Raw genomic sequence first — 22022 nt, 5'->3', positions numbered from 1 at the left:
AGAATTTATTGAGCGCTTGAGTCAACCAAGCCAATTTTTCGTGCAGAGAGCGCCGTTTGCCACTGCTGATAGCGAACGGTTTGTTTGTCTAGTGGCTCATCATCCGTACGCGTGTCAGTCAATCTTGTAGAATCGCTATTATCACCAAGCAGTTGTACGATAAGCCCATCTTTGGCGTGAGCAGCGATTTGATCGAGCTTACGTAGCGTACCGCGGTCGGGCAGTGCTTTGCTATGAATGCCAAGCAAGACCTGTACAGGATGGTTATCTAGATAGTTTTTAAGCCGTGCCATATCATCACGGTCATCAACGATACCAAAATTCTCAACCTCACTTAATTTTTCAAGACTATGGCTACTGCCATCAAGCCCTGACTGCCACCATTTGTCCTGATCTGCAGGGTATTCAAGTAGAGCAACTAATTTCTTGCCCGCACTGACCGTCGCTTTTGGGGCGATAGGGGCTAGTGCTTCTGTAAAGTCATCAGCATCCACCACGTGCCGCTGCCAAAAGTTTAGGATTTTTTGATAATACGGCTGTTTGATATCCAAACGCATTTTTTTGCGGCGGAACATCATTGCACAAAACGCCCATGCTATCGCTCGAGGGACAATGCCGTACATCAGCAAGCTACCAACCAACAATCCTGCCCACTGGCGTGCAACAGACAGCGGCATCGCCTCGGTGACAAGCCTGCTCTGTGCGATTGCCGTACTGTCTGGTACACCAAATCCCACCATACTAGGTAGCCAGCCTAATACCTGAGTCAAGCTCACCAACGCTTGATCAGAGAGTAGGGTTGACTCCCAGCTAAAGCTATACTGACGTACAACCAGCAAAAATATAATCGCAAGCAGCATCCCCGTCAATGTCGCGAGCCACAACTGATGGCTAAATCTGCCCAAATACCAGCGCATACCGCTGTGCTGCAACTGGCGTTCATACAGATCGACGGCCGCTTTGGTCACATCGTCCTTACCGCGTATGAGATAACTTGGACTGACAAAGCTCGCAAACCAACTGGGCGATTGCTGATCTCGATTGACAAGGGTCATGACAAGCCAGCCACCAAGCATAATGGTATGAAAACCAAGCAGACAGACCAACACATAAAAGAAATTCACAACATTGGACTGCAATAGGGTAAATAACCCTAGAAATCCGGAGATGCACCACACCACGCTCATAACAATCATGATGCCTTTTATACGGCCGTCAATCTTACCCAGTACACGCGCAAGCGCCCCGTTGCTGTCTATACGTGACGCTCGTCGATGCAGCTTTTGGATAGGCGTACCGTCCTCGCCCTGTAGCTTTTCCGTGATTAATAACGGGTCAGTGGCAAAAACGTGCTGATCGGTCTCTAAGGCACGTACCAGCTCGGTCAGTTGATCTTGGGGTGATAGCATAATGCGATAATATCCGTATGAAAGCGTCAATATAAGAAATAGGAAGCAAAAAATGCGCGTTCTAATCGTTATAGATTATTGTAGCGTATATAGAATAAGGATGACTTGTATTATTTTTATCATAGTAAACGCTTATAAAGTCAGCCAAAATGAATAAATGAAACCAAATCGTGTCAAAAAACGTATAAAAGAGACATATCAAAAAAAGGAAGGTGCCATATGAATAACGAAATGAATAATAAAACCTATCTTATCATCGGCGGAACAGGCGGCATTGGTCAAGCCATGGTACAGCAGCTAATACAAAAAACGACTGTGAGTCAGACGGACAGTCAAAATAAACATAGCCAGAGCACACAAGTATTTGCTACTTATCATCGAAATGAGCCAAACATTGAAGCAGAAAACCTGCACTGGCTACCAATGAATGTCAGTGATGAGGATAGTATTAAAAAAGCTGCCGATACAATCAAACAGATGGTCGGTCATGTAGACTGGGTAATCAATTGCGTAGGATTATTGCATACAGAGACAGCGCAGCCGGAAAAGGCCTTGCGACAGATGGAAACGGAGTTCTTTTTGCAAAACATGCAAATCAATGCGCTAGCCAGTTTGCTGATAGCTAAACACATCAAACCGTTGCTCGCCAAGGCTACTCGCAGCGCCAATCATCCTGCTATTTTTGCGACCGTATCAGCCCGCGTCGGTAGCATCACTGACAATCAACTAGGCGGCTGGTATAGCTATAGAATGAGTAAGGCGGCTCTTAATATGGGGATGAAAAACCTGAGTATTGAATGGGGCAGATCACTTAAAGATGTGTGTGTGGTGGTCATGCAACCCGGCACCGTCAATACCCAACTATCCGCGCCATTTCAAGGCAATGTCGTTGAGGGACATCTATTCTCGCCAGCGTATAGCGCGGAATGCTTATTGGAAGTACTCTCAGGTATGACTGCTACCCAGTCAGGCAGTTTTGTCGATTGGGCAGGAGAGTCAATACCTTGGTAGCCATCAAACTGACGCTAGCGTACTAGTAAGCCATCAATCTAATACGCTTCAAACAGCGCCATAAACTCATTAACAGGCGTCTGCTCCAGTCTTTCTTGATCGTCGCATAACTCAATGATCTGCTGACAGCGACTTTCGATAAAACGAGTGGCTAGACTGGCGTGGAACTTGGCTTCCAGTACAGGGATGCCCTCAGCGCGGCGGCGTTTATGCCCGATAGGATATTCAACAGCCACTTTTTCTGTACTGCTGCCATCGTTAAAAAATACTTGAATGGCATTAGCGATAGAGCGCTTGCTTGGGTCATGATAGTCTTTTGAATACTGCGCGTTTTCTTCTACAAACATCTTGCTGCGCAGCTCATCGATTGACAAATGCTGTTCGTGATAGTCATCCTCGTAGTTCTCTGCCATCAGATCGCCTGTCAACAACGGCACAGCCACCATATACTGCAAACAGTGATCTCGATCGGCTGGATTGGCAAGTGCGCCTTCTTTTGAGATGATGCGAATCGCTGAGTCATGGGTAGTTAGGACAATTCTCTCAATATCGTCGATTCTGTCTTCGATGTGTGGGTGCAGAATCACAGCGGCTTCACAAGCAGTCTGCGCGTGAAATTCAGCTGGAAAGCTTATTTTAAATAAGATGTTTTCCATCACGTAACTACCAAAATCCCGCTGGAATTTAAAGCGACGATCGTCTTCAGGCTTTGTCGCTAGATCCTTATTGGTATGGCTAAATAGCACATCATAGAATCCCCACTGCGGTGCGGTTAATGCGCCAGGAATACCCATTTCACCACGTGCCGTTATATCTACCAGACGTACCGCACGACTGGTTGCATCACCTGCCGCCCATGATTTTCGGCTGCCAGCATTGGGTGCATGCCGATAGGTGCGCAGTGCCTGACCATCGACGATAGCTTGTGAGATGGCTGCCATGATGCGCTCACGTGGCAGCTGATAAAGTTTTGCAACGACTGCTGTTGATGCTAACTTGACCAAAAAAACATGATCGAGCCCCACACGGTTGAATGAGTTTTCGAGTGCCAGTACGCCTTGAATTTCATGCGCCATGATCATGGCTTCAAGCACTGCTCTCATGGTTAATGGTGCTTGTCCTTGGCTGATATTTTTTTGACTAATATAGTCGGCGACTGCCAAGATACCACCCAGATTATCAGAAGGATGGCCCCATTCAGCAGCAAGCCACGTATCGTTATAGTCAAGCCAGCGCACCATACAGCCAATGTCGAAGGCGGCCTTGATGGGGTCTAGTCTATAGGAGGTGCCAGGGACGCGAGCGCCATGCGGCGTTATTTGATCGGGACAATCAGGCCCCAAGTGCTTGGTGCACTCAGGGAAGCGCAGCGCAAGTAAGCCACAGCCAAGCGTGTCCATTAGACAGTGGCGCGCGGTATTCCACGCATCAGTAGGGTTTGGGGACTGCTCGTCTATTGAATAGTTGAGAACGTAATCGGCGATTTTTTGAATTTCATCGTCATATTCTGGACGGATGTTGCTCTCTACCGTTGCATCATTTTTATTTGAATTGGTATTTGACATGGTTGGTTCCTCATCCTGAGTGTGCTACTTCCTTGACTGATTATCTCAGCCGTCCTTTTAAAGGAATCATTATTTAAAAGTAGCACACTCAATATGGAACAACCAATTTGAATTATGTTAAGAATTAAGATGTTAGCAGCGGTCTAAATCATTAAGTACAACAGACCTAAAACAAACAAAGCGGCCATGATAAACAGCAGGAAACTTAACACTTTAGTCGTGGTTGACGCAGTATCCGTGCTCTCTTTTTTGATTTTGTTTTTCTTAGCAACGTATAGCACCATTTTTACATGCTCGATATTGTCCTCGAGGTAGTGCTCGCCTTCAGGCACAAAACCTAACGACTCATAAAAACTAAGTAAGTAAACCTGTGCCGAGATGATAATCGGACGCTTTTTACCGTACTTTTTGCGGCACTGTGCAATAGCCTGATTCATCATTTGCCGTGCTAGACCATCACCTCTATGCTCTGATAGCACAAGCACTCTACCGATAGCAGGCATCGCAGTGTGGTTGGTCTTAATGGTAGGATCAGCTACTGATAGATTGGATTTTAGCTTATTAAACTCAGGTGGGATAATACGGCAATAGCCCACCAATGCTGCGTTTTGATGAGCGATTAGGTGCAAACAATCAAAATCCACTTCATCCATATCTTGATAGGCACAGTTTTGTTCGACGACAAACACTTGCGAGCGCGCCTTTAAAATATGGTACAAATCAACTGAGGTCAGCTCGTCAAAGGTTTTTAAAGAAAATTCACAAGTCATAGTGGGCTAGCTTCTGGCAATAGGCAGTAAAAGATTGGCATTATAACGATTTAGGCAGGCATTAACCATTCCTAACCGTTTAGGGTCTGGCTGATTTTGTCTAAGTTTAGGCTATCAGACATAGCGCTAAAGATTTCAAAGTACTTGCCGCGTTGGGCATAAAGTACTTCATGTGTACCTGTCTCAACCACTTCGCCATTTTCTATCACTACGAGATCGTCGGCATCGATAATTTGAGCGATATTGTGCGAGACCATAATGACGGTACGGTCTTTTTTGATCAAATCTAGGCTTTTTTTGACCTGCTGACTGGCGATAGCGTCTAGACTGGCTGTCGGCTCGTCCAAAAACACAATAGGTGGGTCTTTTAAAAACATCCTTGCGAGCGCAATACGCTGCTGTTGACCACCTGATAAGGACTTAGCAGTGCTCTCATAGCCATCAGCTAACCCTATGATCTGCTCGTGGATAGAGGCTTTTTTTGCAGCCACGATGATGTCATCTTCGCTAGCATTCATATCCCCATAGCGGATGTTTTCACTGATCGTACCCGAAAAAATATGATTACTCTGTAGTACTAGGCCGATGCGCTGACGCAACTCGTGGGTATCACAGTCAGCCAAATCATGCCCATCTAGGCAAATCGTGCCAGCGTCTGGGGCATAGAACTTGACCAATAGATTGATAATCGTGCTCTTTCCTGCGCCAGAAAGGCCAACCAACGCGGTGATACGATTGGGCTTGATAGTAAAGCTGACGTTTTTTAGCGCTTGCGTGCCATTAGGATAGGTAAAATCAACGTTTTTAAGCTCGATATGACCTTTGAGGTTTTCGCTACTGATGCCATCGATGTTTTCGACTTGTTTGTCATCTTCTAAAATATCAAAAAAACCTTCGGCATAGGTCAATGCATTATTTATCTGGTCGTAGATGCGGTGTAATTGACGGATAGGGGCGGCGACGTTCTGAAATAGCATGACATGAAACAAAATCATGCCAATGGTCATCTCGCCTTTTAGCACAAAATAAGCGGTGAGAAGGATGATAACCACCACACCAATCTGCTCGATAAAGGTTTTGATGGCATCATAAATAAAGCCAATACTACGAATGCGTAGTTGATTGTCGGTCATTTCTTTTTGAATGGCTAAGTGCTTCTCAGCCTCAATTGACTCACGGACAAAGGATTTCACCACGCTGATCGAATTAATTAAAGAGATCACCAAACCGCTTTTGGCTTCTCGAAACCCACGCATCTGCCGACGAAACCCTTGCAAACGCCGTGCTTGCTTTTGGCTGATAAAGAAGTAAATGGGTATGATAATAAGACCGACCATGCCAACCCAAAAATTGGTCGAAAACATAATGATAAGTGCCACAATTGCATTGGCAAATAGCGGTAGCATGTCGATAAAGAAATTTTGCACGAGGCTGGTTAAACTGCTGACCCCATAATCAATACGGGTTTGCAATTTACCACTGTCGTTTTCACTACTGGTATAAAACGCCATCCGATAGGTAAGGATGCGCTCAATGATTTTTTGAGACAAGTCACGAGATAAGTTGATACGAATCTTTTCACCAAAAAAACGCTGACCAAAAGAGATAAATATCGACAGGATCTCTTTAGTTAGCAAGACCGCGCTAATAATACCTAACATACGCAAACCTGCCTGCCATGGCTCGGCAAGCGTAGCAATTTCGGTCAAGGTATCGACGGTATAACGCAGTACAAACGCATTGACCTGAGCCGTAAAGGAGCCTAATACGGTCAGCGCCAAGGTAGCGATAATAAGCAAGCGATAAGGTTTAGCAAATACCGCCAGTTTTTTTAAGATATCCCACAGTAGTGCCCGCCGTTCTTTCTTTTCGACTGGAGCTTTCTTGTTTAACTGTACGCGGCGGGGTTGGGGAGATGTTGGCATGTATTTTTATAATTATTAGTAATTAGCTTTCATTATGTACTACTTTATTAGCGACTCCAAAAGGTATGTGAACCGAAGGTAAAATACTAGCAGATTTCAAGTGTAACTTTTGATCATCAAAGAAAATATGTGGTTTTAATATCTCAAGCACCTTAGACTTTTCAACTCCTCCCATAAAAAATGCCTCATTAGCAAGAATATCCCATTCTCTCATAGTATTAATTGCACGCTTATGTGAAGGTGCGTTTCTTGCTGTGACGATGGAAACTCTCAAAACTGGTTCATAATTAGGATTTTTAAGCTTGTAAGTAGTCTCAAGCTTTTGAATATAAGAAATGCGATCAAGAAAGTTTTTTAAAGGTCCTGGATTATGAGCTATATCTACTTTAGAAGACTCGTGAGAGTGGAAATCACCTAATTCATTAGATTTCTTATAAACTGTTTCTGCTTCATCGTCTATCAGCACCCCGTCAAAGTCGAAAGCAATCCTTAATTGCATGTCCTCAATATCATCAGAAATATTACCATGCAAGATTTGACCTGCTGGAAATCCTGCATCTACTGCTTGCTTAACATCTCCTTCATTGGCAGATAAAAATAACTCAATATCAAATGCTGGGATATATTTATAAGCTGATTGGCCTTGCAAAAAAACAGCCCGTGTAATTGACAGCTCATAGTGCTCAATAGAATTCATGACTCTCAACCCTGTGTCAGGATCGTTACGAGACAATAAAATTACTTCAACCAAAGGTTCATCTGAAATTTCATTCAACTTTAATAATATTCTGATGAATGGATAAGCAACGCCTGTGATAAGAGGAATATCTTGGTTTTCACGTTGATAATCCCTATATGCCTGCTCACCTTGTTCCCTAAATACCTTGTCTGACTCATCTAAATCAAACAAAGCACTTGAAGACAATCCAATTACTAACCTTCCTGTAAGGTCGTATGCCATTATAATTTCCTTAATTAAAAACTATCCGCTGGCACAAAAACTTCACCAACCATGATACGCCTTGCTGAGCGGCTCATCGATACTTTTTTGGCTTGCCAGCGTCCATCGACCAGTTCAGTCTTACCACCTACGAGTAATGTACCTGATGGATGGCCAAAACGTACCTCTGTCAGCTCGCCAGCGCCTGCTGCTTGATTGACGAGTGTGCCTTGTGTGGTTGCCGCAGCGGCGATAGCAACTGCTGCTGTACCCATCATGGCGTGATGCAATTGACCCATACTCATGGCACGTACGACTAAGTCAATCTCTTCTGTATCGACCGACTTACCACTAGAGGCGGTATAGCTCTGTGCTGCACCTACCCAAGCGACCTTAGGAATATGCTGGCTGGTCTGTGCCTCGCTCACGTCTTTGAATAATCTCATCGCAACGCCGCCTGTGGCACGGATTTTCTCAAGTTTGGCAAGTAGCTCACCATCGCTATTGATGTCGCCTTGTAATTCAGTACCCGTAAAGCCTAAATCTTCAGCTTTCATAAAGATGGTTGGGATACCTGCGCTGATAAAGGTGGCTTTGACGCTATCAGCATTTAGACCGCAGTCTGTCACATCGAAGTCATCAACCAAGTTACCAGTAGGGAACATATCACTTGTTGCATCAACCGGATCGATGAACTCAATTTTGACTTCAGCAGCTGGGAAAGTCACACCATCTAATTCAAAGTTGCCCGTTTCTTGAACCTGTACTTTATCATTCGCGTCTTTATAGACTGGCACATGAGCAATGATGGTTTTACCAATATTTTCTTGCCAGATACGCACTTCACAAATACCGCTTTCAGCATTGTCATCGATACTATTAGCAATTTTTTCGGCATCAACCAAACCCATATTAATGGCACAGGCACCAACGGCTGCGGTTAAGTTACCACAGTTACCCGCCCAATCAATCATAGGCTTGGCGATATTAACTTGTCCGAACAGATAATTCACATCGTGGTCTAGTCTGTCAGAGGCCGATAAAATTACCGTCTTTGAGGTACTAGAGCTACCATTGCCTAAACCATCAATCTGCTTACCGTAAGGATCTGGGCTGCCGATGACACGTAATAGGAAGTTATCACGTGATTCGCCAGCGACTTGGCAGCGCTCAGGTAAATCAGATAATTTAAAGAAAGTGCCCTTTGAGGTACCGCCACGCATATAGGTAGCAGGGACGGATAGTTGCGGGGCGAAAGAAGCTTTTGATTTAGTATTGGTTTGGGCCACTGTATTAAGTCCTTTTTATATCGTTATAAGATTGGGTATGCTGCCATCAGCAAGTAAATATGCATGATTAAGAGCGCTCGTTAATAATGATAGCGACAAGAGATAATCGTCAGGTAATTATCATCGACGGCATATACCAACCGATTGGCGTCATCGATGCGTCTTGACCAAAATCCGGATAGGTTTTCTTTTAGGGGTTCAGGTTTGCCAATGCCTTCAAACGGATTACGCTTACATTCGGTGATGAGTTTGTTAATACGTTTGAGTGTTTTTTTGTCTTGCGTTTGCCAGTACAGGTAGTCTTTCCACGCAGCGTCTGTCCATGCTAGTTGTTCACTCATTGTTAGACCCTTTGCCTTTGAACGGATTACAGCCTTTGAGTTCAAGCACTTTCAATATCGCCATCCGTATGCTCATTGTCGTCGCTGCGACCGTCACTTTTATCACTGCCTTCTGCTGTATCAATTAGCTCACGCGTCACAGTCTTGCCGGCTTTATATTGGGCAATAGATTCCGCTAAGTGCGCTGCATTGGCAGGAGATTTCAATAAATAGACGGTTTCCATCAGACTGTTATAATAATCAAGTGACATCACAACTGCATCATCAGCATCACGGCGGGTTACGATAGTGGCATTAGCATCATCGTTTACCGTATCTAGGACGGATTTTAGGTGCTTTCTGGCTTCTGAAAAACTAACGACTCTCATGGTTTACTCCTTTCATAATACGCTTCATGACTTGTACAATATATAGTACATATTACGCTATTGATCAAGTAAACTCAATATTTAGCTGCTATCTAGTACTTAGGAGTAAGTAACAAAACTCAGTGTATAGAACGCAAAAGCAAATAAAAGCCGATGTCATATAAGGCTATACAACATCGGCGTCTTCAGAGGAGTTGGTTAATCAGGACACATGACACTTATGCAATATCTAGCGTACCTTCGATAAACTCTTTAGCAAAGCGTTGTAGCATACCGCCAGCATTGTACATTTTGACTTCATCAGCAGTATCTAAGCGGCAGATAATAGGCGTCTCAGTGGTGCTACCATCAGTACGATGAATCACTAGAGTCATCAACCCGCCAGCCGAGACTTCACCTGTGACATCAAAGGTTTCTGTACCATCGATATTTAGCGTATGACGTGTCGTACCTTCTTCGAACTGTAAAGGTAGCGCTCCCATGCCCACTAAGTTTTGACGATGAATACGTTCAAAGTCTTCAGCGACAACGGCTTCCACACCAGCGAGGCGGACACCTTTGGCAGCCCAGTCACGGCTTGAGCCTTGACCATAGCCATCACCTGCGATGATGATCAGCGGCTGCTCACGGTTCATGTAGGTCTCAATCGCTTCCCACATACGCATGACTTGACCTTCTGGCTCAACGCGCGCCAATGAGCCTTGGACAACCTTACCATCTTCATCGCGTACCATTTCGTTCAATAGCTTAGGGTTGGCAAAGGTCGCACGTTGCGCGGTTAAATGGTCGCCGCGATGGGTCGCGTATGAGTTATAGTCTTCGGCAGGCAAGCCCATAGTGTCCAAATACTCGCCAGCGGCAGATGTGCCCAAAATAGCATTCGACGGTGACATATGGTCGGTTGTGATGTTATCACCCAATACTGCTAATGGACGCATACCTTTTAGTTTGTTCATCGCTGCCATTTGACCTTCCCAATACGGCGGACGGCGAATATACGTGGTCATTTCACGCCAGTCGTACAATGGGCTTAACGCTTTGCCCGTGTCTTTTTTAGCTTCATCAAACATTGGGATATATACGGCATTGTATTGCTCAGGCTTAACAGCAGAAGCAACAATGGCATCCACTTCATCATCATCAAACCAGATGTCTTTTAGATAGACGTCATTGCCGTCTTGGTCTTTGCCCAACGAGTCTTTTTCGATATCAAAACGGATGTTACCAGCGATAGCATATGCGATAACCAGTGGCGGCGATGCCAAAAATGCTTGCTTGGCATAGGGATGGATACGGCCGTCAAAGTTGCGGTTACCAGATAGCACTGCCGTGGTAAATAAATCATTGTCGATGATTTCTTGCTCGATGTCAGGGTCAAGTGCACCGCTCATACCGTTACACGTCGTACAGGCGAAGCCGACCACGTCAAAGCCGATCTCTTGCAATTCTGGCATCAGGCCTGCTTCTTCTAAGTACATTTTTACCGTTTTTGAGCCGGGCGCTAATGAAGATTTTACCCAAGGTTTACGTAATAATCCTTTGGCATTGGCATTGCGGGCGACGAGGCCTGCAGCTACCATGTTGCGTGGGTTTGAGGTATTGGTACAGCTGGTAATCGCCGCGATAATCACTGCGCCATCTGGCATGAGACCATCTTTTGGTTCAGGTAGCTTTTGCTCAGGCGCATGGGCGATGCCTTTGGCCACCAAATCATCGGTAGATACCCGCGCATGTGGACGCGATGGGCCTGCCATATTACGACCAACTGATGACAAGTCAAACTCAAGCACACGGGCGTATTCGACCTTTTCCATACCGTCAGCCCACAAGCCAGTTTGCTTGGCATACTGCTCAACCAATTTTATCTGAGGCTCAGAGCGACCAGTCAGACGTAGATAGTCAATGGTTTGCTCATCGATATAGAACATCGCAGCAGTGGCACCATATTCAGGCGTCATATTGGAGATAGAGGCGCGGTCACCGACACTTAGCTGGCGTGCACCATCACCGAAGAATTCGATATAGGTAGAGACCACACCTGCGTCGCGTAAGAACTCAGTCATCGCCAGTACGAGATCCGTACCAGTAATACCTTTTTGCAATTTTCCTGCTAATTTAACACCAACGTAATCAGGTAGGCGCATATATGATGGGTTACCTAGCATGACGCTTTCGGCTTCTAGACCGCCAACACCGATCGATATTACACCTAGTGCATCGACCATCGGCGTGTGGCTATCAGTACCAACCAATGTATCGGCAAAAGCGACTTCTTCACCCGCTTTATTGTGCACGACCTGTACGACAGGTGACATTTTTTCTAGGTTAATTTGATGCATAATGCCATTACCAGGCGGTACGACGTTTACATTGTCAAAGGCATACTGACACCAGTTGATAAAGTGAAAGCGGTCATCGTTGCGGCGCTCTTCAATCGCGCGGTTTTTCTCAAACGCGTCGTCTTCGAAGCCTGCATGCTCAACGGCCAATGAATGGTCAACGATAAGCTGGGTTGGCACGATAGGGTTTACCTTGGACGGATCACCGCCTTGCTCAGCAATAGCATCACGTAGACCAGCCAAATCAACAAAGGCTGTCTGACCCAAAATATCATGACAAACCACGCGGGCAGGGTACCAAGGAAAATCTAGATCTTGCTTGCCTTCGATATGCTGCTTTAGCGCATCGGTCAACTCTTCTGGTGGGCAACGGCGTACTAGGTTTTCACACAATACTTTTGAGCAAAATGGTAGTTTGTCATACGCGCCAGCTTCGATACTCTCGACAGCCTCGCGGGTGTCAAAGTAATAAAGGTCAGTACCGGGAAGTGGTTTTTTAAATTGTTCGTTCATTGGTTGTACTAGGGCGTTGTCCATAAGTCACCTTTAGCGGTTGGCTGGTTGGAATGGGAATTGAGTAATAAAGTTGAAATTTTTAAGAGTCGTAACGTATTGATGAATCGTAACTTGAAGGCTTCTGACTAATCAAATACTTGTGTGACTTCGAAAAATTTGGATTAAAGAATTATTCAAGAAAGCTATTTTATTAGTAACATCTATGTATTCATGAACTAACTTTTGAAAATAATGCATGTAAGATACTTTAGTGATCGGGTTGCTCATCCAACTAGCATAAATTAGAGCCTTTGTCTTGTTTGAGTGAGCTAATGAGCCGTACATAAAAACGTCTTGGATATCTTGTACTTTTAAAGAGTTTTCAAAAGAATGCGTTAGTGGTTGAGGCTGTACAGCTAAAGATAATATATTATTAATACGGAGTCTTAATTTCTCAAATTCATCAGATAAGTTGTGTAGATGATTTGATTCTTTATAGAGTCCTGACATATTCATTAAAGAGGTTTTCTCATTGTTTTGAATAAAGAATCTTAACGTTAGTACTACGGCTTCAACAGCTTCATCTTCGACTTTTGTTTCTTTAACATTAATATTAAAATCATTTTGCGCTTTACATCCCGAAATGGTCAGTGAATTTCCTGGATTTAGATACTTTTCAGTAAAACTGAAGTTTTTTATTTTATTCGCTTTTTGATTAAAAGTTTCTAATACAGTAATAGCTTCATGCAGGTTCATTTATTGTCCGTAAACATTTTAAAAGATATTCAATTTTAGTAGAAAAGTAATATAACTTAAGAACTGTAAGATTTTTGAATTAAGACTACCTTAGTCAATAATTTATAGAATTAACTAAGGTATATTCCTAGGTAACAAGATGAAATTAACGCGCACTCATATCTGGTACAGGACGCAGATCTTCACCAGTGTACTCTGCACTTGGGCGAATGATACGGTTGTTAGCACGTTGCTCAAACACGTGAGCTGCCCAACCAGTCAGACGTGAACAGACAAAGATAGGGGTGAATAGCTTGGTTGGGATACCCATGAAGTGATAGGCAGACGCATGGAAAAAGTCAGCATTACAGAATAGCTTCTTCTCACGCCACATGACTTCTTCACAGCGTACTGATACTGGGTATAGCACTTCATCACCAACGTCCGCAGCTAGCTTCTCAGCCCAGCCTTTAATTACGACGTTACGTGGATCTGACTCGCTATAGATCGCATGACCAAAGCCCATGATTTTGTCTTTACGAGCCAGCATACCCATCATTTCTTCTTCAGCTTCATCAGGTGAGCTAAAGCCTTCAATCATATCCATCGCCGCTTCATTCGCTCCGCCATGCAATGGACCGCGTAGTGAACCGATTGCACCAGTGATACAAGAATGAATGTCAGATAAGGTAGATGCACACACACGAGCGGTAAAGGTCGACGCGTTAAACTCATGCTCTGCATAAAGGATAAGCGAGACGTTCATTACTTTTTCGTGCAGCTCGTTTGGTTTTTCGCCTTTGAGCAAATGTAAGAAATGACCGCCAATGGTGGCATCATCTGTATCGGTCTCGATACGTACATTGTCGTGGGTAAAACGATACCAATAGTTGATAATCGACGGGAAGGCCGCTAGCATACGGTCAGTTTGATCGTTTTGCTGAGCAAAATCCGTTTCGGTCTCAAGGTTGCCGAGCATAGAGCAGCCAGTACGTAGCACGTCCATTGGATGCGCATCAGCTGGGATACGTTCAAGCACGTCTTTTAATGCTTGTGGTAGGCCGCGTAAGCTTTTGAGCTTAGTTTGATAGGCATCAAGCTCGCTTTGAGTAGGCAAGTTGCCGTATAACAGCAAATACGCTACTTCTTCAAAAATACATTTATCTGCCAGCTCTGATACATCATAACCGCGATAGGTCAGACCAGAGCCTGATTTGCCAACGGTAGATAGAGAGGTTTTACCGGCGACTTGTCCACGTAGACCTGCGCCTGAAAGTTCTTTCTGTGCTGCCATGTTTACATTCCTTTTGTTGGTAGCTTTTTTGAGTGAAAACGGTGTTTCTGATAATAAATTTATTGGTTAATGACTGACTATAATGCCAGTTTAGCGTTATGCAGGCTGTTCAGGCTGTGGACCGTCTAAATCGACGTTACAACGCTCAAATTCAGCTTCGATAGGGCCATCTAAGACTTCCATTGCACTGCCTTCGCCTTCTGCATTGTTGATCTTCATATATTTGGCACCCAGTGGTGACTCCATAAATGTCTGAATCTCAGTCATTTCTTCTGGAGTCGGGTCAGCCATTGGCGTTGCTACTTCTTCGCCATTCATGACGCGCAATTGCTCATTGCCAAAAGCAAGTAATTTTTTACCCACGTCCGACGTATAAAAGTCATTTAATTCTTTTAACTCTGCATCAGTAAACTGACTCTTATAAAAACGATCGACTTCCGCTTTACCCAAGTCTTTGTCTCGTGACTCAAGGCAGCTGACTTGCTCTGCACTGAGCGCGCCGCTATTGATAATTGGTGCAAACAATAGGCTGTTGACGGTATCTAACGTAATCGTCGTCATGATCAAGTCATTTTGAGCATCAGTCTCTGATGGCGCAGTTTCGCTTTCGCTAACAACAGTCTCGCTCGTATCACTGGTAGTATCGTCGACGTTTTCTGGTGTTTTATCACAGCCCGTCATGAACAACAGCGCCGCTAGCGTGCTACTAAGTAGTGACGTTTTAACAACAGTATTAGACGTAAAAAATGGCATAAATAACCTAAAGGTAAATAAAGACGGATTTTGAAACGATAAAGTCCACAGAGGTGGTTTATCGTTTCGGTGTTGCTAATTGCTAATTGGTAGTTATTAGTTATTAACTACTTATTATCAGCAAATAGCTTGTCTAGTGTCTGCTCAAACTCATGATAGTTCAAGAAATCATAGAGCTCCATGCGAGTCTGCATGGTATCGACGACTTTGTCTTGAGTGCCATCATCTAACAAATGCTGATAAACGTTCAATGCCGCTTTGTTCATAGCGCGGAAAGCGGATAGTGGATATAGCACCATCTCAACACCCACACTATACAACTGGTCAGTGGTATATAGATCTGTCTGACCAAACTCTGTCATGTTTGCCAGTACTGGAATATCGAGTACATCAGTGAACTTACGATACATCTCGATATCGGTTAGCGCTTCTGCAAAGATCATGTCTGCGCCAGCTTCTTGGAAGGCAACGGCGCGCTCGACAGCAGCGTCCAAGCCTTCTACAGACAATGCATCTGTACGTGCCATCACCACAAAGTCAGGGTCAGTTTTGGCATCTAGTGCTGCTTTCAGACGATCAACCATCTCTGAGATACTAACGATTTCTTTATTAGGGCGATGACCACAACGTTTTTGCGCCACTTGGTCTTCGATATGTACTGCCGCGACACCTGCTTTTTCCATTTTTCTGATGGTCTGGGCGATGTTAAACGCACCACCAAAGCCAGTATCGATATCAACCAATAATGGTGTATCAACGGCATCGGTGATACGGCGAGCATCTTCTAGTACATTATCAAGGCTGGTCATACCGAGATCAGGTAAACCAAATGAGGCATTGGCCACGCCAGCACCGGAGAGGTACAACGCTTGATGACCAACTTGGGTCGCCATCATCGCTGTATAGGCATTGATAGCGCCTGCAATCTGTAATGGTTGGTTGTTATCATTTTTTTGAGTGAGAGCACTGCGAAAGCGCGCGCCTGCTGAAGATGAAGTCATGTGATTGTCCTTACATGGAGGGAAAATATTCTAATGGTTGTAGCTGATTATACTCAATTATTCATGCCTGAAAAGTTTGGGTTATCAATTAATATTTAATTTAAATAATAATTAAATGTAGTATTTTTAATAGTATTCATGATTCAAATATCATTATGCAGTTATTGGTAATTTCTCACAATAAGTATTCATATTGCTTAAAATCACAGCTTTTAGAATATTCTATTTTTTACATTTAGTTACAATTACTAAAGCTGCCTTGCTTTATTGATATAGTTACACCCATTAAAAAGCCCTAATAGCTGAGCTATTAGGGCTTATGTTTTGCTTGAATAAGATTGTTAAGCGATGAGTTTTATATTAATCAAAAGCTTAAGCAAATAGACCTGCCATATTGGCCAAGAACAATAACGCGAAGCCTGCCAAGAATATTAGACCCGCGATAGACAGAGCATTCATACCTGCTGACAGTTTCTTATGCTTTTTAACCAATGAGTAGTTTAACCAACCGAAAATAGGCGCCGAGACGAACGCCGATATCATGGCAAACTTAAGCATAGCGCCTAGTTGTCCTGTGAAGAAAGTGATAATTACTAGACCACCACCGATGGCATAGGTCGTCCAAAAAGCGATCTGCTTTTTATTGATTTCGCTTTCACCTTTTAGCAGGCGCCAGCATTCAGCATTAGCACGTCCATAGCCATCAGCACAGGTGATGGTCGTGCCAAACATACACATAAAGGCGACGAAAGCGACCAGCAATCTCGACCATTCACCAATGGTTGCGGTATACATATTGATTAACTGGTTGATATAAGCACCGCCGACCAACTCAATCTCTTGTCCTGATCCATACTGGACAAACACACCTAACGATAAGAAGAACAAGGCCAATATCGCTGAAACTGCATAGCCAACATTGAAGTCTAACAAGCCTTGGCTATGCGTGGTGTGATCTGCTTTGACTTTGGCAGAGGTCCACATAGAGGTAATTGCAGCAAACTCAAGCGGTGCAGGCATCCAGCCCATGAGTGCTACGATAAAGCCCAACGTGGCTAAATTCCAAGGAGAAGCCGCCACAAAATCTACTGCCATAACGGTTGGCTTGCCAGCTGCAATAATAACCGCAGCAACGGTAGCCGTGGTAAGCGCAATCATAATCCACTTAGTCACACCATCGAGCAATTTATAATGCCCTGCAATCAGAAAGAACCAAGAGACCGCGACGATAATGAGAGATAACGCCATTGTCGACAGACCAAGTGAGGCTGGCAACATAAAGCCCAAAATTACGGCAGCGATAAGTGAAACCGCACCCGTACTAATAACCGCTGACAAGATAGAAAGAATAAAATATACCCAAAGATATACCTTTGAGCGTTTGGCATAGCCTGCAATCAAACTCTCGCCAGTATCGTAGACGTAGTCAGTTGCAAAGCGAAAAAACGGATACTTAAACACGTTGGCCAATACAATCATAATAGCCAATTGCCAGCCATAGATAGCACCCGCCTGTGTTGATGAAATCAAATGCGAACCACCAATGGCAGCAGTCGCCATCAAAATGCCTGGGCCAAAGATGCGCCAGCTAAAGCCCTCTTGTTGCGAGGCAACGCTATCGTCAGGGGCACTTGGGTTGTTGAGTTGTTGTGTGGACATGAATACCTCGAAATGGTTAAAACAGCAAATTATCACTTACCTGTGTCAGCTTGCCAATGATCAGAAAAGAACGTCCTATAAATCGTCTAAATATAAAACGATTTACATCGTATCGACTTTATCACACCAACACTGTCTAGGAGAATGATTATTCTAGTTATTATTACTATTTGTTTGCATTGCTATTCTTGTTAGTTAGCATACTTATAAAATAATATCAATATTTAAAATGAATTATTTTTGGCGGTTCTTTATAACACAATATTCATCGGATATCTGCCCATTTAGGCCTGTGACACAAAATTTTGCTGCCGATAAGTGATGCCGCGCTGTTCGTAGACGTGATAAATAGCTGTGAGCAAGTCAGGTATTTTGGGATGTACAAAGTCTTTGAGGGTGTGTAAATAAATAGGGGAGGTGACATTTTCATGAACCAAACGTTGGTAGCTGATCTGTTCCGTACGTACGGTTTGCAAGCTGGCAGGCACCAATGTAATGCCTTCGCCTGCCGCGACCAGTCCCAATGCTACCTGCAAATCACTGACTGTCGTGGTCATAAAAGGTGAGATGCCATACTGGGCAAAAAGATGTAGTAAAGGCTCAGTAATAGGCTCGCTAGCGCTAGATGATGCTTCATGAGTAGCAGCACGGTTGACTCTATTTGTAGATAACTTGTCGCTCGATTGGGTTCCTGTCTCTGTCGTCACCGTGGACGATACTGGCAAATGTGTTTGATGATATAAAATTAAGCGATTGTTCGCTAGGTCTATCAAGCGCTGCTTACGTACATTGGCAAGCGGATGTGATTTTGGCAATGCCACCACGTAGCGTTCATGACGTAGCAGAATCTGCTGAATCCATGGGTCTTGATGGGCAAATCGGCCAAAACCAATATCAATCTCACCAGACTTGAGTGCATCTATTTGTTGATATGAGCTAATGTCTTTTAAATTAACGTCGATATCAGGGCTGAACTGTTTAAGCGTGGCAATGATTTCAGGCAACAGGCCATATAGTACTGAGGGCACAAAACCTATATTTAAAACGCTGCTGGGTGCTGATAGGCGCTGAGTCATACTGGTTACAGTATCAATCTCGGTCAGTATCGTGCTTATTTTATCGTAGAAAAAACTGCCCGCTTCAGTCAAATGTAGTGGTCTGTGGTAGCGATCAATAAGCACCACGCCCATGTCAGTCTCTAACTGTTTTAGCAAGCGACTCAGGCTCGGCTGTGACAGTCCTGTCTTGGTGGCGGCAGCGCTAAAGCTGCGCAAATCTGCAACCGCGATAAACGCATTAAGCTGTTTTAAATCCATACTATTGAGCCTGTCATAGTCTATGTTGTCTTCATGATATTTGTTTTTACTTCTTATTTATCCTGTAGTTGAAGACAATTTGCACAAATATTCATGACATTAAAAAAATTGTGCTTGAAGATAATGGTATGAGCAACTATATTGAGTGCTGATAACACTGTTACACTCTAGCAAGAAAAATCAAAACTTCATCTTAGCAGTCATTTAATGCCAGTAGAACAAACTGGTTTGGTATTATTCTATGAGCGACGAAAAAGAAGACATCGGTACTGATTTTGACGAAAAATTGGCTAAAATCGTTCACCAGAAGTCGCGTAAGCGTAACAACAATGATATCTATGAACGTTTTATTAGTCGTGTTCATAGCTCTGAAGATAGTAACAGAAAAAATTCGAAACCATTGGAAGGCGCACAAAAACTTCCTGCTTTTGAACCATTAAGTACAGAAGAGTTACAGCTGTTTGAAGATCAAAATATCGACGAAGGATCAAAAGTAAATGCAACTTTTGATTTTTCAAATAAAAATGTATCACAAACTCATATACCGAGCATAGAGGATGACGACTATAGTAGTGTTAGTGATGTCGGCTCACATACTGCAGATTCAGAATACACAGAAAATAGTAACGATACGGACTTGCCTGCTGCTACCGCCCATTACAGTGAACCTACGACAGGTATCATGTCTAACAATGACTCTATAAATATTGAAGACTTAGTAGAATCAACCTCTGTTGAGGAAGTAGTAACCAAAAGCAAGGTAAAGAGTAGCAAAAAACCTATCGTTATTGGTATAGTTGTTGGCTCAATAGTATTGGCTACTATTATAGTGATGCTTATATTTTCAGGAATATTATCAACTTCTGCTGTTGACGATAAAGGTAACAGTGCTGATACTCATGTAGAGAAAGACAGTACACCAGTTATTGACACTGAGACAATAACACCTGTCGAAAGCCAAACAGTTACTGATGACGTTGACCTTATAAGTGAGCAACCAGCATCCATCCAGCAGAGTGCTTCAGGTAATAGCAGACCAGACATGCCAGCTGCTAATGAACTAGAGTTGAATCCTGAAAACTCTACAACAGGAGACGATGTTGCTGTTTCGGAAACTGAGGAAGCTGCTATTACCTATGATGATTTTAGGCAAGAGTCACAAACCACATTGTATAGAGAAACTAACGATTAGAATGGTGATGTTTCGTTTAGTTTAACCCATTAGACAACACATAGGATACACGGTCATGTACCGTTGATAACGTGAGTTGAACTGGTACGTAGCTATGAGTAATTTAAACAAAATTAGTAGCGGTAGTGCTACTAAATCAAAAAACATTAGACCACGCAGGCATTTTTTCTTTATCGCCAGCATGGTCTTTATTGTTCTACTAGCTATGTATCTATTTGACCGTACTGCTTCTACGCTATCTCAAGCATCGTTCACCAATAACGGTTTAACGGCAAGCAATATTGCGACAAAAAGCAGTTTTAATAACATTCCATCACAATCGTATAGCCAAAGCGACTATGTAATCTCTGATATTTATCAAGAGAATGATGTCATTAGTTATGATGACTTCAAACAAGAAGCACAAAATGTACTATTTCGTGATGAAGGACAGCTTAAACAAGCTACCTATAGCACACATGGTATTACGCCTACCATTAGCATTGAAGACTTTAGAGTAGAAGCGCATAAAACCTTATATCGTGAATCCAGTTATTAGGGCTGCTATTAGCGCTATAGTATTATATTGATAGCTATAAATCAGTAAGTGAATAATATTGAGCCCCATTTTTCTATAAACCAGACGAATGGGGCTTTTTTGTGGGCTCAGTGCTCCATGCTTTGCTGTATGTCATCTGTCGCGCTCAACGCAACCGCTACGAAAGCGGCAGCCGTTGCACTGTAATTGGTCTGCTTGTATTGGATATGCACGGGTATGTGTGTGCTGACGTTGTTTAGCATCATAAAGTGACAGCCATCGCTATACAGTTTGCGTACGCAATAAGGCGCAATTGCTACTCCTAAACCGGCCGCTACCTCGGTTACCAATGTCTGCATGTGCTTGGGTTGACTGATGATATTGGGCGAAAACCCAGCTTGTCTGCATAGCATGATGGTTTCATCAAATAGACCAACTGCTTCATCACGGTTAAAAATAATAAACCTATCATCTTTTAGCTGCGCCAAATCAATGGTTTTTTGATTGGCTAATGCATGGCTCTGGTTCACAATCGCCACCAATTTGTCGATATAAATACTGTGGCTAACAAAGTCATTAGCAATAGCGCTCGGCAATGGCCTAGAAAAAGCAATATCGATGCGATCATTATTAAACGCTTCTATCTGTTCGGTCACCGTCATCTCAAACAATGACACATGTACGTTCGGGAACTGCGCTTTATAACTGCGTACCAACGTGGCCATAAAGGTCAAACATGCTGAGCTTAGATGCGCAATATTGAGCGTGCCTACTTGTCCGTCATGTGCCCGTTTAACTTGTGTCTTTGCTTGCTCTGCTAAGCTCAAAATAACAGCAGCGTCTTTCAATAGTTGCTCGCCAGCGGGTGTAATAGTCACCTCACGAGAAGTACGGTTAAACAGCACAACGCCTAACTCTGTCTCTAACGATGAGATATGGCGACTGATGGCAGGTTGTACGGTATACAGCTCACGCGCCGCTTCCGAAAAACTCTGGTGCTTGGCCACGGCCATAAAGCTTTTGAGTGTTTTTATATCCATACCATCAATCCCTTTTATTAACATCTTTCATCAAAATCTTGCTCAGTCTTATTTTTTATCTAT

At 43.5% G+C, this 22022-nt stretch carries 18 protein-coding genes and 1 pseudogene; 3 read left to right on the top strand and 16 right to left on the bottom strand.

The window, feature by feature from the left end; genetic code table 11:
• Window positions 1-5: 5 nt before the first annotated feature.
• A complete protein-coding gene (locus ACIGBM_RS09185; protein WP_397477527.1) occupies window positions 6-1409 on the bottom strand; it encodes a DUF2868 domain-containing protein in 1404 nt (467 codons plus the stop codon).
• A 219-nt stretch (window positions 1410-1628) separates the two neighbouring features.
• On the opposite strand from ACIGBM_RS09185, the gene ACIGBM_RS09180 reads away from it, so the two are divergent.
• Entirely contained in the window at window positions 1629-2420 is a 792-nt protein-coding gene (locus tag ACIGBM_RS09180) for an SDR family oxidoreductase (protein ID WP_397477526.1), read from the top strand.
• 38 nt (window positions 2421-2458) lie between these two features.
• On the opposite strand, the gene ACIGBM_RS09175 is transcribed toward ACIGBM_RS09180, so the two are convergent.
• The 14 genes and pseudogenes from ACIGBM_RS09175 to ACIGBM_RS09110 form a co-directional block, all read right to left on the bottom strand.
• The gene (locus ACIGBM_RS09175; RefSeq protein ID WP_397477525.1) at window positions 2459-3985 is read right to left on the bottom strand and encodes a bifunctional 2-methylcitrate dehydratase/aconitate hydratase; all 1527 of its coding nucleotides are present in this window, start codon (window positions 3983-3985) and stop codon (window positions 2459-2461) included.
• A gap of 143 nt (window positions 3986-4128) precedes the next feature.
• Window positions 4129-4755, bottom strand: a complete 627-nt coding sequence (locus tag ACIGBM_RS09170; RefSeq protein WP_397477524.1) for a GNAT family N-acetyltransferase — start codon at window positions 4753-4755, stop codon at window positions 4129-4131.
• Window positions 4756-4826: 71 nt separating this feature from the next.
• A complete protein-coding gene (locus ACIGBM_RS09165; RefSeq protein WP_397477523.1) occupies window positions 4827-6680 on the bottom strand; it encodes an ABC transporter ATP-binding protein in 1854 nt (617 codons plus the stop codon).
• 22 nt (window positions 6681-6702) lie between these two features.
• Window positions 6703-7641 (bottom strand): 5'-nucleotidase, encoded by a 939-nt coding sequence (locus tag ACIGBM_RS09160; RefSeq protein ID WP_397477522.1) that lies wholly within the window; start codon window positions 7639-7641, stop codon window positions 6703-6705.
• Window positions 7642-7655: 14 nt separating this feature from the next.
• The gene (gene prpF / locus ACIGBM_RS09155; protein WP_397477521.1) at window positions 7656-8909 is read right to left on the bottom strand and encodes a 2-methylaconitate cis-trans isomerase PrpF; all 1254 of its coding nucleotides are present in this window, start codon (window positions 8907-8909) and stop codon (window positions 7656-7658) included.
• Window positions 8910-8989: 80 nt separating this feature from the next.
• Window positions 8990-9250 (bottom strand): Txe/YoeB family addiction module toxin, encoded by a 261-nt coding sequence (locus ACIGBM_RS09150; protein ID WP_037025847.1) that lies wholly within the window; start codon window positions 9248-9250, stop codon window positions 8990-8992.
• Window positions 9251-9369: 119 nt separating this feature from the next.
• Window positions 9370-9618 (bottom strand): annotated as a pseudogene (locus ACIGBM_RS09145) (type II toxin-antitoxin system Phd/YefM family antitoxin); the annotation flags it as partial.
• A gap of 218 nt (window positions 9619-9836) precedes the next feature.
• Window positions 9837-12470, bottom strand: coding sequence for a Fe/S-dependent 2-methylisocitrate dehydratase AcnD (gene acnD, locus ACIGBM_RS09140; protein ID WP_397477567.1), 2634 nt, complete (start codon window positions 12468-12470; stop codon window positions 9837-9839).
• 132 nt (window positions 12471-12602) lie between these two features.
• On the bottom strand, window positions 12603-13208 hold the full coding sequence (locus ACIGBM_RS09135) for a hypothetical protein (RefSeq protein WP_397477520.1): 606 nt from the start codon (window positions 13206-13208) through the stop codon (window positions 12603-12605).
• A gap of 145 nt (window positions 13209-13353) precedes the next feature.
• Window positions 13354-14481, bottom strand: a complete 1128-nt coding sequence (gene prpC / locus ACIGBM_RS09130; protein WP_341609333.1) for a 2-methylcitrate synthase — start codon at window positions 14479-14481, stop codon at window positions 13354-13356.
• 96 nt (window positions 14482-14577) lie between these two features.
• Complete coding sequence (locus ACIGBM_RS09125; RefSeq protein WP_397477519.1) at window positions 14578-15234, bottom strand: DUF2059 domain-containing protein; 657 nt, start codon at window positions 15232-15234, stop codon at window positions 14578-14580.
• A 107-nt stretch (window positions 15235-15341) separates the two neighbouring features.
• A complete protein-coding gene (gene prpB / locus ACIGBM_RS09120) occupies window positions 15342-16235 on the bottom strand; it encodes a methylisocitrate lyase (protein ID WP_114700000.1) in 894 nt (297 codons plus the stop codon).
• 372 nt (window positions 16236-16607) lie between these two features.
• Window positions 16608-17894 (bottom strand): NRAMP family divalent metal transporter, encoded by a 1287-nt coding sequence (locus ACIGBM_RS09115; protein WP_379544368.1) that lies wholly within the window; start codon window positions 17892-17894, stop codon window positions 16608-16610.
• 284 nt (window positions 17895-18178) lie between these two features.
• On the bottom strand, window positions 18179-19210 hold the full coding sequence (locus ACIGBM_RS09110) for a LysR family transcriptional regulator (RefSeq protein ID WP_296206942.1): 1032 nt from the start codon (window positions 19208-19210) through the stop codon (window positions 18179-18181).
• 241 nt (window positions 19211-19451) lie between these two features.
• Between ACIGBM_RS09110 and ACIGBM_RS09105 the strand changes: the two genes are divergently transcribed.
• Window positions 19452-20402 carry a hypothetical protein gene (locus ACIGBM_RS09105; RefSeq protein ID WP_397477518.1) on the top strand — a complete coding sequence of 317 codons (951 nt, stop codon included), beginning with the start codon at window positions 19452-19454 and terminating at the stop codon, window positions 20400-20402.
• 94 nt (window positions 20403-20496) lie between these two features.
• Window positions 20497-20940: a hypothetical protein gene (locus ACIGBM_RS09100; protein ID WP_397477517.1), complete on the top strand. Its 444-nt coding sequence runs from the start codon at window positions 20497-20499 to the stop codon at window positions 20938-20940.
• A 107-nt stretch (window positions 20941-21047) separates the two neighbouring features.
• Here ACIGBM_RS09100 and ACIGBM_RS09095 read toward each other — a convergent pair whose 3' ends face one another.
• Window positions 21048-21959, bottom strand: coding sequence for a LysR family transcriptional regulator (locus tag ACIGBM_RS09095; protein WP_397477516.1), 912 nt, complete (start codon window positions 21957-21959; stop codon window positions 21048-21050).
• Window positions 21960-22022 lie beyond the last annotated feature (63 nt).

Source organism: Psychrobacter sp. NPDC077938 (assembly GCF_044542635.1).
Lineage (GTDB): Bacteria > Pseudomonadota > Gammaproteobacteria > Pseudomonadales > Moraxellaceae > Psychrobacter.
The sequence above is the reverse complement of the archived record's forward strand: the minus strand, read 5'-3'. Positions and strand labels throughout refer to the sequence as shown.